General features: G+C 67.3%; 18 protein-coding genes. 15 read left to right on the top strand and 3 right to left on the bottom strand.

Features of this window, described 5'->3' with window-relative positions; translation table 11 throughout:
- The first annotated feature begins 9 nt into the window (after positions 1-9).
- The 15 genes from AABF56_RS01265 (at position 10) to AABF56_RS01195 (ending at position 10,552) form a co-directional block, all read left to right on the top strand.
- On the top strand, positions 10-960 hold the full coding sequence (locus AABF56_RS01265; RefSeq protein ID WP_336314368.1) for a zinc-dependent alcohol dehydrogenase family protein: 951 nt from the start codon (positions 10-12) through the stop codon (positions 958-960).
- 69 nt (positions 961-1,029) lie between these two features.
- Complete coding sequence (locus AABF56_RS01260; RefSeq protein WP_244767823.1) at positions 1,030-1,956, top strand: histone deacetylase family protein; 927 nt, start codon at positions 1,030-1,032, stop codon at positions 1,954-1,956.
- A 2-nt stretch (positions 1,957-1,958) separates the two neighbouring features.
- Entirely contained in the window at positions 1,959-2,210 is a 252-nt protein-coding gene (locus AABF56_RS01255; protein ID WP_133034382.1) for an exodeoxyribonuclease VII small subunit, read from the top strand.
- A 44-nt stretch (positions 2,211-2,254) separates the two neighbouring features.
- Positions 2,255-2,563 carry a nucleotidyltransferase family protein gene (locus AABF56_RS01250; RefSeq protein WP_244767824.1) on the top strand — a complete coding sequence of 103 codons (309 nt, stop codon included), beginning with the start codon at positions 2,255-2,257 and terminating at the stop codon, positions 2,561-2,563.
- Positions 2,553-2,906, top strand: a complete 354-nt coding sequence (locus AABF56_RS01245; RefSeq protein ID WP_272804640.1) for a HepT-like ribonuclease domain-containing protein — start codon at positions 2,553-2,555, stop codon at positions 2,904-2,906. The genes AABF56_RS01250 and AABF56_RS01245 overlap by 11 nt, the downstream gene beginning before the upstream one ends.
- A gap of 105 nt (positions 2,907-3,011) precedes the next feature.
- Entirely contained in the window at positions 3,012-3,935 is a 924-nt protein-coding gene (locus tag AABF56_RS01240; RefSeq protein ID WP_272804639.1) for a pirin family protein, read from the top strand.
- Between the two features lie 127 nt (positions 3,936-4,062).
- The gene (locus AABF56_RS01235; protein WP_244767827.1) at positions 4,063-4,386 is read left to right on the top strand and encodes an ArsR/SmtB family transcription factor; all 324 of its coding nucleotides are present in this window, start codon (positions 4,063-4,065) and stop codon (positions 4,384-4,386) included.
- Complete coding sequence (locus AABF56_RS01230; protein ID WP_272804638.1) at positions 4,383-4,781, top strand: SRPBCC family protein; 399 nt, start codon at positions 4,383-4,385, stop codon at positions 4,779-4,781. Before AABF56_RS01235 ends, AABF56_RS01230 begins: the two co-directional genes overlap by 4 nt.
- Positions 4,782-4,816: 35 nt before the next feature.
- Positions 4,817-5,035, top strand: a complete 219-nt coding sequence (locus AABF56_RS01225) for a hypothetical protein (RefSeq protein ID WP_272804637.1) — start codon at positions 4,817-4,819, stop codon at positions 5,033-5,035.
- On the top strand, positions 5,032-5,451 hold the full coding sequence (locus tag AABF56_RS01220; RefSeq protein WP_272804636.1) for a DUF1801 domain-containing protein: 420 nt from the start codon (positions 5,032-5,034) through the stop codon (positions 5,449-5,451). The genes AABF56_RS01225 and AABF56_RS01220 overlap by 4 nt, the downstream gene beginning before the upstream one ends.
- A 17-nt stretch (positions 5,452-5,468) precedes the next feature.
- The gene (locus tag AABF56_RS01215) at positions 5,469-5,882 is read left to right on the top strand and encodes a DUF1801 domain-containing protein (protein WP_272804635.1); all 414 of its coding nucleotides are present in this window, start codon (positions 5,469-5,471) and stop codon (positions 5,880-5,882) included.
- Positions 5,883-6,140: 258 nt separating this feature from the next.
- Positions 6,141-8,060: a 1-deoxy-D-xylulose-5-phosphate synthase gene (gene dxs / locus AABF56_RS01210; protein ID WP_272804634.1), complete on the top strand. Its 1,920-nt coding sequence runs from the start codon at positions 6,141-6,143 to the stop codon at positions 8,058-8,060.
- A 177-nt stretch (positions 8,061-8,237) separates the two neighbouring features.
- The gene (locus AABF56_RS01205; RefSeq protein WP_244767833.1) at positions 8,238-8,510 is read left to right on the top strand and encodes a hypothetical protein; all 273 of its coding nucleotides are present in this window, start codon (positions 8,238-8,240) and stop codon (positions 8,508-8,510) included.
- A 42-nt stretch (positions 8,511-8,552) separates the two neighbouring features.
- Positions 8,553-9,305, top strand: coding sequence for a TlyA family RNA methyltransferase (locus AABF56_RS01200; protein ID WP_272804633.1), 753 nt, complete (start codon positions 8,553-8,555; stop codon positions 9,303-9,305).
- The gene (locus AABF56_RS01195) at positions 9,302-10,552 is read left to right on the top strand and encodes a class I SAM-dependent RNA methyltransferase (RefSeq protein WP_272804632.1); all 1,251 of its coding nucleotides are present in this window, start codon (positions 9,302-9,304) and stop codon (positions 10,550-10,552) included. The genes AABF56_RS01200 and AABF56_RS01195 overlap by 4 nt, the downstream gene beginning before the upstream one ends.
- 4 nt (positions 10,553-10,556) lie before the next feature.
- On the opposite strand, the gene AABF56_RS01190 is transcribed toward AABF56_RS01195, so the two are convergent.
- From AABF56_RS01190 to mcpU, 3 genes are all read right to left on the bottom strand, one after another.
- The gene (locus AABF56_RS01190) at positions 10,557-10,979 is read right to left on the bottom strand and encodes a type II toxin-antitoxin system VapC family toxin (RefSeq protein WP_432347053.1); all 423 of its coding nucleotides are present in this window, start codon (positions 10,977-10,979) and stop codon (positions 10,557-10,559) included.
- Positions 10,979-11,233, bottom strand: coding sequence for a type II toxin-antitoxin system Phd/YefM family antitoxin (locus tag AABF56_RS01185; RefSeq protein WP_244767836.1), 255 nt, complete (start codon positions 11,231-11,233; stop codon positions 10,979-10,981). The genes AABF56_RS01190 and AABF56_RS01185 overlap by 1 nt, the downstream gene beginning before the upstream one ends.
- 108 nt (positions 11,234-11,341) lie before the next feature.
- Positions 11,342-13,435: a methyl-accepting chemotaxis protein McpU gene (mcpU, locus tag AABF56_RS01180; RefSeq protein ID WP_272804631.1), complete on the bottom strand. Its 2,094-nt coding sequence runs from the start codon at positions 13,433-13,435 to the stop codon at positions 11,342-11,344.
- Between the last annotated feature and the right edge of the window lie 108 nt (positions 13,436-13,543).

Here is a 13,543-nt window from a genome sequence, read left to right as displayed (position 1 = left end):
GGTAAAGCCATGTTCCGTGCCGTTGTTAGAGCGTTCGGCGATCCCCGGCAAGTGATCCGCCTCGAGGAAGCCGAGCGCACCGCGCCCGGCCCCGGCGAGGTGCAAATCCGCATCCGCCGCGCGGCGATCAACCCCTCCGACCTCATCCCCGTCACCGGTGCCTATCGCAGCCGCACGGTGCTGCCCTTCGTGCCCGGCTTCGAGGGCGTCGGGGAGATCGCCGCGCTCGGCGAGGGCGTCAGCGGGCTTTCCCCCGGCCAGCGCGTGCTGCCGATCGGCGCGAGCGGACTGTGGCAGTCCTTTCTTCTCCGCCCGGCCGACTGGTGCTTCGCCGTGCCGGACGACCTTTCCGACGAGGCCGCCGCCATGGCCTATGTGAACCCGCTGACCGCCTTCCGGCTGGTCGAGGCCGCCAGGACGCATTTCGGCGCGGCAGGGGGCCAGCGCGTCGGCGTCACGGCCGCGGCCTCCGCCATCGGGGGCATGCTGCTGGTGCTGCTGGCCGAGGCCGGCTTCCGGCCCGTCGCCCTCGTGCGCAGCGCGGCGAGCGCGGCGCGGCTGGCGGAGACATTTGCCGGCGAGATCGTTCCCCATGCCGCCCCGCCGCTCGACGCGGTGCTCGACGCGGTCGGCGGGGAACCCGGCAATGCGCTGTTCCGGCAGGTCCGCGACGGCGGCGCCTTCATCCAGTACGGCGCGCTGAGCGGGGCGCAGCTCGATGCCGCGCTGGTGGCGAGCCGGCGCGAGACGGTGGCCTTCTCCTTCCTCTGGCTGCGCAACTGGGTGCATTCGGCGCCGCGCGCGGCGATCGAGGCAGCCTTCGCGCGCAGCTTTGCGGGCATTCGCGCCGGTGTCCTCGGCTCGGCCGTCGACGGCGTCTTTCCCCTTTCCGACCTTCCCGCCGCGCTCGCCCGGCAGGACGATCCCGCGCGCACCGGAAAGCTGCTTCTCGCTCCCTGACGGTTGAAAAGCCGTGGACACGGCCCATTTCCCGTGGACCTCGTGAACCGCAATGGGTAGCTTCCGGCCATGACGACGTGTCTCTTCGAGAACCCGATCTTCCTCGAGCACCATACGCCGGAGGGCCACCCGGAGCGGTCGGACCGCATCCGGGCGATCAACCTCGCGCTGGAGCACGAGCGCTTTTCGCCGCTCGTTCGCGAGAAGGCGCCGCAGGCGAACGAGGACGTCGTGCTGCTTGCCCATCCCGAGCGCCACCTCACCGCCGTCATGTCCGCCATGCCGGAGGAGGACATCAACCAGGTCGAGGCCGACACCTATGCGAGCCCCGCGACGCTGCAGGCGGCGCTGACCGGCATCGGCGGCGCCATCGCCGCGATCGACGCCGTCTTCACCGGCAAGGCCGACAATGCCTTCGTCGCCGCCCGCCCGCCCGGCCACCATGCCGAGCGCGACAGGGCGATGGGCTTCTGCTTCTTCAACAATGCCGCCATCGCCGCCCGCCATGCCCAGAAAGCGCACGGCGCCGAGCGCGTCGCCATCGTCGACTGGGACGTGCACCACGGCAACGGCACGCAGGACATCTTCTACGACGACCCGTCGGTGCTGTTCTGCTCGACGCACCAGATGCCGCTCTATCCCGGCAGCGGTGCGAAGGACGAGACGGGCGCCGGCAACATCGTCAACGCGCCACTCTCGATGAACGACGGCAGCGACCATTTCCGCGACGCCTTCCGCTCGCGCGTCCTGCCGCGCGTCGCCGATTTCCGGCCGGACGTGATCATCATATCCGCCGGCTTCGACGCCCATCACCGCGATCCGCTGGCGCAGATCAACCTCGTCGCCGACGACTTCGACTGGGCGACCGCCAAGCTGATGGAGCTTTCCGAAAAATCGGCGAACAACCGGGTGGTCAGCCTGCTGGAAGGCGGCTACGACCTCACCGGCCTCGCCGAATCCGCCGCCACCCATATCCTTCGCCTGATGAGAGGCTGACCATGACAAACGCCGCCGCCCCTGACGTCTCCGCCCTCTCCTTCGAACAGGCCGTGGAGGAGCTGGAGAAGATCGTCGCCGCCCTCGAGCGCGGCGACGTGCCGCTCGACCGCTCCATCGAGATCTACGAGCGCGGCGAGGCGCTGAAGAAGCATTGCGAGACGCTGCTCTCGGCCGCCGAGAACCGCATCGAGAAGATCCGCCTCGACCGCGCCGGCAAGCCGCAGGGCACGGAGCCGCTCGACGGGGCATAAGCCCCAACTCGACGCCCTTCTCGCGTCGTGGTAGAATTCTTCCCATGACCAGGGACGAGATCATTGCGAAGCTTCTTGAACACCGCGCCGAACTTGAGGCGGCGGGGGCGGAGCATATCTCGCTGTTTGGCTCAGTGGCGCGCGGAACCGCCACCGCCAGCTCCGACATCGACGTTCTGGTCAAGCTTTCGGAGCCGGTCCGGCAGTCCGGCTTCGGCTACTTTGGCGCCCTTGTCGATCTCAAGGAGATGATCGAAAATCTCACCGGTCGGCCGGTGGACGTGCTTCCAGAACCGATCCAGAGAGAAAGACTCCGGCAGAATGTCGAGCGGGAGCGCGTCGTTGCCTACTGAGCGGCCGAAGACCCGTCTGCGGGACATCGTCGAGAATGCGGCGAGTATCCTCACCTATACCACCGGCATGGACCGAGAGGCTTTCGCACGCAACAATCTGGTCCGCGATGCGGTGGAACGGTGCCTGGAGCGGATATCCGAGGCGGCCAGCAAGCTCGGGGGAACTGCCGAAACGCTGCTTCCAAACCATCCATGGCGGCAAATCCGCGATCTCGGCAATATCCTTCGCCACGCCTATGACAATGTCGATGAGGAAATCGTCTGGTCGATCGTGACCGAACGCCTGCCCACATTGATCATCGACGCCGAGCGTGCTGCTGCGCAGCTCCCCGACGACACCTGAGAGGCAGTGGCCGAACCCGGCGACACACCGTCAACGCCCGCTGCCCTATCCATGCCCCTGCCCGCCCGCTAGCATCCGCGAACGAAGCAACGACAGGAGGGCGCAATGAGCTTCTTTCCCGGAAAGGACCCGGAGGCCGGCGATGCGGCGGCGTGCGATGCGCTGGAGCATCTAATCATTCCGCGCACGAGCGATATCGGCGGGCTGGAGGTGCGGCGGGCGCTGCCGACGGCCAAGCGCCGGCTCGTCGGGCCCTTCATCTTCTTCGACCGCATGGGGCCGGCGCTGCTGCGCGCCGGCGAGGCCATCGACGTCAAGCCGCATCCGCATATCGGGCTGTCCACCGTCACCTATCTCTTCGACGGTGAGATCAAGCACCGCGACAGCCTCGGCACCGAGATGGTCATCGAACCCGGCGACGTGAACCTGATGACGGCGGGGCGCGGCATCGTGCATTCGGAACGCTCGCCGGAGAACCTGCGCGGCCGGCCGCAGTCGATCTCCGGCCTGCAGACCTGGCTGGCGCTGCCCGACAGCCACGAGGAGATGGCACCCGTCTTCGCCCACACGACCAAGGCGGAGCTTCCGGCCTTCTCGGCGGGCGGCATCACCGGGCGCACGATCATCGGCTCCTACGAGGGCTATACCTCGCCGGTCGGCGTGCCGACGCAGACGCTCTACGCCGACCTGACACTGGCGCCCGGCGCTTCCGCGCCGCTTGCGGCGGACTGGGAGGAACGGGCGGTCTACGTGCTGTCGGGCACGCTCGACGTCGCCGGCGACGTCTTTGCGCCCGACCAGCTGCTCGTCTTCCGCCCCGGCGATGCGATCACGCTGAAGGCCGGGCCGGAGGGCTGTCATATCATGCTCTTCGGCGGCGCGCCGCTCGGCTCCAGGCGCCATATCTGGTGGAACTTCGTCTCCTCCTCGAAGGAACGCATCGAACAGGCCAAGGAAGAATGGCGCAGCGGCCGCTTCGACATCGTGCCCGGCGACGAAGAGGAATTCGTACCGCTGCCGGCCAGCTGATGTATAGACGGTTAAGCATATATTGCAGGCAAGCGGAGTCAGTCTTTTTTGGCCCGCTTCGCCTGACTTGACTTATTCATAGTCAACCGGCTATAGGAAATACATAGCTATCAAGGTATGGATCAACGTGGCCGAAGCACATGATGCGCTCTTCCGCACGCTTGCGGACCCCACCCGCCGGGCGCTTTTCGAGCGGCTGTGCCGCGAGGGGGAGAAGACGGTGGGGGCGCTGACGGCGCAGGCCGGCGTCTCCCAGCCGGTCGTCTCCAGGCATCTCGCCCTGCTCAAGCAGGCGGGCCTGGTGCGCGACCGGCACGAGGGCCGGCAGACGCATTACAGCGCGCAACTCGATGCCCTCGCCCCGCTCGTCGACTGGACGAGCCAGATGGCCGGCTTCTGGCAGAGCCGGTTCGATCGCCTGGAAGACCTCCTGAAGAGAATGGATCAATGACAGAAACCCTTTCCGTCGTCATGGAACGGCACATCCCCCATCCGCCGGAAAAGATCTGGCGCGCTTTGACCCAACCCCATCTCATCGCCGAATGGCTGATGGAGACCGATTTTGCGGCCAGTGTCGGCCATCGCTTCGATTTCCGGGCGGAGTGGGGTTCGGTGAACTGCGAGGTGCTGGAGGTCGAGCCGCACCGCAGCCTTTCCTATACATGGGGCGATTCGCGCCTGAAGAGCATCGTCACCTGGACGCTGACGCCCGTCGGCGCGGGGACGACGCTGCGCATGGAACAGACCGGCTTCAAGCCGGACCAGCCGCGCTATTTCCAGGGCGCGCAGGCCGGCTGGCCGCGGTTCTTCGACAATCTCGACCGCGTTCTGGACAATCTCGACTGAATCGCCGGGCTCTCTTGTCGCTTGAGGAGGCAACAATGAACTGGAACATGCGGATCCGGCAGATACACCGCTGGCTCTCGATCGTCTTCACCGTCGCGGTGCTGATCAACATCGCGGCCATGACGCAGGAGAACCCGGCCCTGTGGATCGGCCTTCTTGCGCTCTTCCCGCTCATCCTGCTGCTGGCAAGCGGGCTCTATCTCTTCGCCCTGCCCTATCTGGCGCGGCGGCGCAGCCCGGAGGGCCTGCGATGACCAAGGCACCGGACGAACCGAAGCTCCTTTCGGGCGGCAATCCGCAGATCGCCAAGGGTTATGGCGACGGCCCGATCCAGGCCTATATCGCGGCCATGCCGGGCTGGAAGAGCGATATCGGCCGCGAGCTCGACGCGCTGATCGTCAAGACGGTGCCGGGCGTCCACAAGGCGGTGAAGTGGAACTCGCCGTTCTACGGCATCGAGGGCGACGGCTGGTTTCTCAGCTACCACTGCTTTGCGAAATACATCAAGCTGACCTTCTTCCGCGGCACCTCGCTCGATCCCGTCCCGCCGGTCGCCTCGAAAACCCCCGAGACGCGCTATTTCCACATCCATGAGGGCGAAGACCTCGACAAGACACCGCTTGCCGACTGGATCCGGCAGGCGAGCCGGCTTCCCGGCGAGCGCATGTGACGAAGGACACGAGGACGATGGACAAGATGGAAAGCGAAACGGCCACCCCTTCCGCGTTGATCGACGCGCGCATTGCCGAGCTTGCAGACTGGCGGGGCGAGACGCTCGCCCGGCTGCGCGCGCTCGTGAAGGCGGCCGACCCCGATATCGTCGAGGCATGGAAGTGGCGCGGCGTGCCGGTCTGGGAGCATGACGGCATCGTCTGCACCGGGGAGACCTACAAGGCCGTCGTGAAGCTGACCTTCGCCAGGGGCGCTTCCCTGGAGGATCCGGCGGGCCTCTTCAATTCCAGCCTGGACGGCAACACCCGCCGTGCCATCGATTTCCGCGAGGGCGACGTCATCCACGAGGCCGCCTTCAAGGCGCTGATCCGCGCCGCGGTGGCGCTGAATGGAGCCGCGCGCGCCAAGTCGCGTTCGAAGAAGGCATAGGGACTCCGCGTCCGGAAATCACGACAACGTGAGTGCAGGGGCCTTATGTCCGCAAAATGCCCCAATTGCCCGGGAGAACGCGGGAATGCGTCGGATTGCGCGGTATCAATCCGGCGAAATACGCTCTAGACTTGCTGAAACGGTTGAAATCGCGCGCCGCATTCTGCATGTGACAGGTGAGCGCGGCATGAGACCGCATGTCCGGGCCGGGTTCCCCAACGGAGCCAGGGCACGCGGGCGAGAACACGAGGCATGAGAGTGACACAAGCACCCGCCACCCCCCTGCTCGACAAGGTCCACATTCCCGCGGACCTGAAGGCCGTGGACGATCGCGACCTGCCGCAGCTGGCCAGCGAACTGCGCGCCGAGATGGTCGATGCCGTCTCGCGCACCGGCGGGCATCTGGGCGCGGGCCTCGGCGTGGTGGAACTGACCATCGCCATCCACAAGGTCTTCGACACGCCCAAGGACCGGCTGATCTTCGACGTCGGCCACCAGTGCTATCCGCACAAAATCCTGACCGGCCGGCGCGAGCGCATCCGCACGCTGCGCCAGGAGGACGGCCTGTCCGGCTTCACCCGCCGGGCGGAAAGCGAATACGATCCCTTCGGCGCCGCCCATTCCTCGACCTCGATCTCCGCCGGCCTCGGCATGGCGGTGGCGGCCGATCTTTCCGGCGAGCACCGCAACGTCATCGCCGTCATCGGTGACGGCGCGATGTCGGCCGGCATGGCCTATGAGGCGCTGAACAATGCCGGCGCGCTCGATGCGCGCCTTATCGTCATCCTCAACGACAACGACATGTCGATCGCCCCGCCGACGGGCGCGATGAGCGCCTATCTCGCGCGCCTCGCCTCCGGCCGCACCTATATGGGCTTTCGCGAACTCGGCAAGAAACTGACGGCCTATCTCGGCAAGACGGTCGACCGGGCGATCACCCGCGCCGTCGAGCATGCGCGCGGCTACGTCACCGGCGGCACGCTGTTCGAGGAACTGGGTTTCTACCATATCGGCCCGATCGACGGCCATTCCTTCGAACACCTCCTGCCCGTGCTGCGCAATGTGCGCGACAATTCCAGGGGGCCGGTGCTCATCCACGTCGTCACCCAGAAGGGCAAGGGCTATCCGCCGGCGGAAGCCGCCGCCGACAAGTATCACGGCGTCAACACCTTCGACGTCATCACCGGCGCGCAGGCGAAGGCCAAGCCGAACGCGCCCGCCTATACCTCCGTCTTCGCCGAGGCGCTGGTGCAGGAGGCGGGCTTCGACGAGAAGATCCTCGCCATCACCGCCGCCATGCCCTCCGGCACCGGGCTCGACAAGTTCGCCAAGGCCTACCCGGCCCGCACCTTCGATGTCGGCATCGCCGAGCAGCATGCCGTGACCTTCGCCGCCGGCCTTGCCTCCGAAGGCTACAAGCCGTTCTGCGCGCTCTATTCCACCTTCCTGCAGCGCGGCTATGACCAGGTCGTGCACGACGTCGCCATCCAGGGCCTGCCGGTGCGTTTCCCGATCGACCGCGCCGGCTTCGTCGGCGCCGACGGGCCGACCCACGCCGGCTCGTTCGACACGACCTACCTCGCCACCCTGCCCGGCTTCGTGGTGATGGCCGCCGCCGACGAGGCGGAGCTGAAGCACATGGTGCGCACCGCCAGCGCCTATGACGACGGTCCGATCTCCTTCCGCTATCCGCGCGGCGAAGGCGTCGGCGTCGACATGCCGGCACGCGGGGAGATCCTCGAGATCGGCAAGGGCCGCGTCGTCAAGCAGGGCTCCAAGGTGGCCCTCCTCTCCTTCGGCACGCGGCTCGCCGACTGTCTGCTGGCCGCAGAAGACCTCGATGCCGCCGGCCTTTCGACGACCGTTGCCGATGCGCGCTTCGCCAAGCCGCTCGACCACAACCTCATCCGCCAGCTCGCCCGCCACCACGAGGTGCTGATCACCATCGAGGAAGGCGCCATCGGCGGTTTCGGCAGCCATGTGCTGCAGTTCCTGGCGCTGGAAGGCCTGCTCGACCACGGCCTGAAGGTGCGCCCGATGGTGCTGCCGGACATCTGGATGGAACAGGCCAAGCCCGAGGCGATGTATGCCAAGGCCGGCCTCGACCGCGCCGGCATCGTCTCCACCGTGTTCCAGGCGCTCGGCCAGAAGGCCGTTGGCGTCGGCGTGGCCGGGTGACCTGAACATCCGTCCTTCCTTGCCTGCCGGGCATTGCCTTCCGGCAGGCAGGCATGTTCCGTCACGGTTTCTCAACCATCCGGATTTGCAACCCTGTAACCACATCCCTTGGCCGTTCTGAAACCTCCGGCTGCTAGGTTTCACGCCAAAGAGAAGAACCGGACAGGGATTTTCACCATGCGTCACGCGCTGCTTGCGGCCCTTGCCGCCACGCTTTGCCATGCCTCCATCGCGGCGGCCGGGGAACGGCCGTCGCACGACCCGGCCATCGAGGCCGCCGCCATCGCGATGCTGCAGAAGCGGCTGCCGGATATCCGCCCGGCCCACGGGATCCACAGCGCGCCCATCTTCGTGCGTGCGGCGCGGCCGGTGCAGGCGCCACGCGGCATTGCCGCGCTTGTCGACCTTGAATCGCACCGATATTTCCCCGGCCGCATCATCTGGCTGTGAGGCGGGACTTGCCTCTTGGCCTGCGAGGCGTCATGAGAGGCAATGTCCCAACCCACAGAAACCATCCGCCTCGACCAGCTTCTATTGAACGCCGGTCTCGTCGCCAGCCGCTCGCGGGCGCGTGATGCCATCTCGCGCGGCACCGTCCGCGTCGACGGCCGCGTCGTCACAAAGCCGAGCTCGGCCTTTCCCGCCTCTGCCACCATCGAGATCGACGATCCTGCGCAGGCCTATGTCTCGCGCGCGGCGCTGAAGCTGAAGGCCGCGCTCGACGCCTTCGGGCTCGATCCCGCGGGCCTCGACTGTCTCGACATCGGCGCCTCCACCGGCGGCTTCACGGAGATCCTGCTGGAGCACGGCGCCAGCCATGTCGTCGCGGTCGATGTAGGGCACGGCCAGCTTCACCCACGGCTGGCGGCGGACACCCGCGTCACCAGCCACGAGGGCCTCAACGCCCGCGTGCTCGACGCGGACCATCTCGACGGCCGCGCCATCGGCGCCGTCGTCTCCGACGTCTCCTTCATCTCGCTGAAGCTGGCCGTGTCCCCGGCCCTGGCGCTGGCACGGCCCGGCGCCTTCTGCGCCCTGCTCGTCAAGCCGCAATTCGAGGCGGGGCGCGAGGCGATCAGCAAGGCGGGGCTGCTGAAGGACCCGGAGAGCGCGCCGGCGGTGGCGGCGGAACTGGAACGCTGGCTCGTCGAGGACATGGGCTGGCAGAGCCTCGGCCTCATCCCCTCGCCGATCACCGGCGGCGACGGCAATCACGAATTTCTTCTGGGAGGCCGAAAGCCATGACGACGGAAACGCTCACCATCGCGCGGCTCGGCAGCGGCGGCGACGGCATCGCGGAGGCGGCCGGCGGCCCGGTCTACGTGCCCTTCACCCTGCCCGGCGAAACGGCCGCCGTCGCGCGGGTGAAGAACCACGGCACGGTGATGTCCATGTCGGTGGTCTCGCCGGAACGGGTGGAGCCGCCCTGCGTGCATTTCGGCCCGGACGGCAGGAACGGCACCTGCGGCGGCTGCACGCTGCAGCACGCTTCCGATGCGCTCTACCACGACTTCAAGCGCAGCCTCGTCGTCAACGCGCTAAAGGCCAAGGGCCTCGTGCCCGAGGTCGCCCCGCTCGTCGTCGCCCGGCCGGGCGAACGCCGCCGCGTCGTCTTCACCGTCCGCCGGACGGAAAAGGAGATGCTGCTCGGCTTCAACCAGGCCGGCAGCCACCACATCGTCTCCATCGACCACTGTCCGATCTCGAGCGACGGCATCGTCTCCATGCTGGCGGCGATCCGCCGGGTGGCCGCCGCCATCGCCACCTCGGCCGAGCCCTTCCGCGTCACCGTGCTCGAAACGCTCTCCGGCCTCGACCTCGCCTTCGAGGGCGTGAAAAAGGTGGGCGACAAGGAGCGGCGCGCCGTCACCGAATGCATCCTGTCGCTGCGCGGCATCGCCCGCGTTTCGAGCGACGGAGAGGTCCTCATCGAGCCGCAGAAGCCGGTGATCGATTTTTCCGGCGTGCGCGTCTTCCCGCCCGCCGGCGGTTTCACCCAGGCGACGAAGCCGGCCGAGGACGCCATGGCGGACCTGGTGCTGGCGGCGCTCGGCAAGGCCAGGCGCGTCGCCGACCTCTTCGCCGGCTCCGGCACGTTCGCGCTGCGCATCGCGCGGCAGGCCAAGGTGCATGCGGTGGAGGGCGAGGAGAAGGCGCTGAAGGCGCTCGACCAGGCGGCGCGCAACACGCAAGGCCTGAAGCCGGTGACGGTGGAGCGGCGCGACCTCTTCCGCCGCCCGTTGATGGCTTCCGAGCTGAAGGTGTTCGACGCCGTGGTCTTCGATCCGCCGCGCGCCGGCGCGGAGGACCAGTGCCGGGAACTCGCCCGCTCCGGCGTCAAGACCATCGTCGCCGTCTCGTGCAATCCCGTGAGCCTTGCCCGCGACCTCGCCATCCTCACCGCCGCCGGCTACCGCATCCGCCTCGTGACGCCGATCGACCAGTTCCTGTGGTCGGCGCATGTGGAAGCGGTGGCGGTGCTGGAGAAGTAGGCGTTCAGATAGGCTCCCAGGGATTTATCAGCGCGACACCCATGGGTGCAAAATCCTGAACATTGCGGGTGACGAGCGCCATGCCATGGACGAGCGCGCTCGCCGCAATGAAGGCATCCCGCTCCGGTCGTGGGTCGGGCACATGCAGGCGCGCGCAGGCAAGCGCGACGCTCCTGTCGACGGGCACGATGCGATCGGAGAACTCCGGGAGCACATATTTCTCCATCCAGATGCGCAGGCGTGCGCCCTGCACCGGATCACGCCGCTCCATCAGCAGGATTCCGAGATCCAGCTCCATCAGCGTGACGGCTGAGACAAAGCAGGTCGCCGCGTCACGGGCCGCGAGCCAGGCGACGACATTCTCGTCCGCTTTTCCGGCACCCATCTTGCGCGATTCGGAAAGGACATTCGTGTCGAGCAGGAACATCAGGAAAAGTCGGCCGGACGCGGCAGTGCCCCGGTGCGGGGAATGTCCAGCTCCGTCTCGCCAAGACCGGGCATGGAAAGCGCCTCGACAAGGCTTCGACGGCCGCCGGTAAGCTGGCGGTATTCTTCATAGCTGAGAAGGACATGGGCCGTCCGCCCCCGGTTGGTGATGAAGACGGGGCCGTCTTTCGCAGCCTTCTGCGCCTTGTTGGCATTCTGCTGGAATTCGCGGCTCGATAGGGTGGTGATCGTCATGGCGGCACCTCGTCAACGGATATTTGTTGACACATTAGAACAATACTCCGCTCATGACAACGCCGGCCTCCGAGGGAGACCGGCGCTGGATCATGCCGCCTGGAGGTCTTATGCCGCGCGACGTGCCGCCGTCGCGGCGTAACCAGCGCCGCCCGCGCCGAGCTTGAACTGGGCGAGCAGGGCGTTGAGGGCGCCCGCCTCGGCGGCGAGGCCATGGCTGGCCGCCGTCTGTTCCTCCACCATGGCGGCGTTCTGCTGCGTGCCCTGGTCCATCGTGTTGACGGCGGTGTTGATCTCCTGCAGGCCCGTCGACTGCTCGCGGGCGGCCGTGACGATGGCGTTCACATGGCCGTTGATCTCCTGCACCTCGCGCACGATGGCCTCCAGCGCGGCGCCCGTCTCGTCGACGAGCGAGACGCCGGAGCGGACCTGCTCGCCCGACGCGGTGATCAACGCCTTGATCTCCTTGGCGGCATTGGCCGAGCGCTGGGCAAGCTCGCGCACTTCCTGCGCCACGACGGCAAAGCCCTTGCCGGCCTCGCCCGCGCGGGCCGCTTCCACGCCGGCATTGAGCGCGAGGAGGTTGGTCTGGAAGGCGATGTCGTCGATGACGCCGATGATGTTGGAGATCTCGTGCGAGGACTTCTCGATGCCCTGCATGGCCGAGACGGCGCGGCGCACCACCTCGCCGGACTTCTCCGCACCCTGGCGGGTGCGCGAGACGAGCGAACCGACCTCCTCGGCGCGGCGGGTGGAGTCCTTCACGGTCGTGGTGATCTCCTCCAGCGCGGCGGCGGTTTCTTCCACGGAAGCCGCCTGCTGCTCCGTACGGCGGGCGAGATCGTCGGCGGCCGAGCGGATCTCGGTGGCGCCGGCATCGATGGCGCGGGCGTTCTGGCCGACCGTCGTCATCGCCGTGTGCAGCCTGGTGAGCGAGTGGTTGAAGTCGGTGCGCAAGCGGTCGAGATGGCCGGCGAAGGGTTCCTCGATGCGGTGGGCGAGATCGCCGTCAGCAAGGCGGCCGAGGCCGTCCGCCAGCGCCTCGACGGCGTGCTGGATCTCGCCGGCTTCGCGCGCCTTGACGGCCTCGCGCTCGCGGCGCTCGCTTTCGGAGAGCACGCGGCCTTCCTCCGCGGCGTTTTCGAGGCGGGTGCGCTCGATGGCATTGTCGCGGAAGACGGCGACGGCGGCGGCCATGCGACCGATCTCGTCGGTACGGTCCTCGCCGGGAATGACGGCGGTGACATCGCCAGAGGCGAGCTTGTCCATGGCGGCGGTCATGTCCTTGACCGGGCGCACGACGAGGCGGGAGAGCACGGTGGCGAGGAAGCCCATCATGACGACGACGGCGAGGATGGTGGCGATCGTCGCGGCGATGCGGAACTGGCCGATCGCCGCATAGGCCATGCCGCTGTCGATGGTGAAGCCGAGATACCATTCGACCGACGGCAGGCCGGTGACCGGCACGAAGGAGACCAGCACCGGCTTGCCGGCATAGGTCGTGTGGGCGATGCCGCCGCCGATGGCCGGCGTCGCCTTCGGGAAGGCATCGGCGAGTGTCTTGGTGACGAGCGCCTTGTCCTGGTGCACGAGGATCTGGCCGTTCTTGCTGACGAGGAAGGCGAAGCCCGTGCCGCCGAGATCGACCGAATTGACCATGTCGACGAGCGACTTCAGCGAAAAATCGCTGCCGGCGACGCCGAGCAGCTTGCCGTCATGCTTGACGGGCGTCGCGGCGCTGATGATCAGGTCGTTGGTGGCGGCGTCGATATAGGGCTCGGTCAGGACGCTGCCGTTGGCCTTGACGGCATCCTGATACCACGGGCGCTGGCGCGGATCGTAGCCCTCGGGCATCTCCGATTTCGGCCACATGGTGAAGAGGCCCGTCTCGTCGCCGACATAGGTGGTCATGAACTGGCTGACGAGCACGTCGTTCTGCAGAACGGCCTCGATGCCAGACGCCTCGACGGCCTTGCCGGCGGCGTTGCCGGCCATTTCGGTCAGCGAGACGCGGGCATTCAGCCAGTTGGCGATGCTCTGGGCGGCCTGCTTGCCGGAACTGTCGATGCTTTCCTCGACAGAGTTCGTCAAGACGCTGCGCTGCAGGCTGTCGATATAGAGGGAGAAGCCGGTGAAGGCGGCGACGACGACGAGGGACGCGACGACGAGGATGCGCGTCATCAGATTGGAGCGCTTGGCCATGAAAAGGGTGTTCCTTCGGGCGCCTCTGCCAAAACCGGCGGGCGCGATGCTGAACGACATGCCGGTGGGCGGAAATCGGGCGCATCATGCGGCCGCCGGCCTAGGCGC

The sequence above is a fragment of the Shinella sp. WSC3-e genome (assembly GCF_945994535.1).
GTDB classification, from domain to species: domain Bacteria; phylum Pseudomonadota; class Alphaproteobacteria; order Rhizobiales; family Rhizobiaceae; genus Shinella; species Shinella yambaruensis.
The sequence above is the reverse complement of the archived record's forward strand: the minus strand, read 5'-3'. Positions and strand labels throughout refer to the sequence as shown.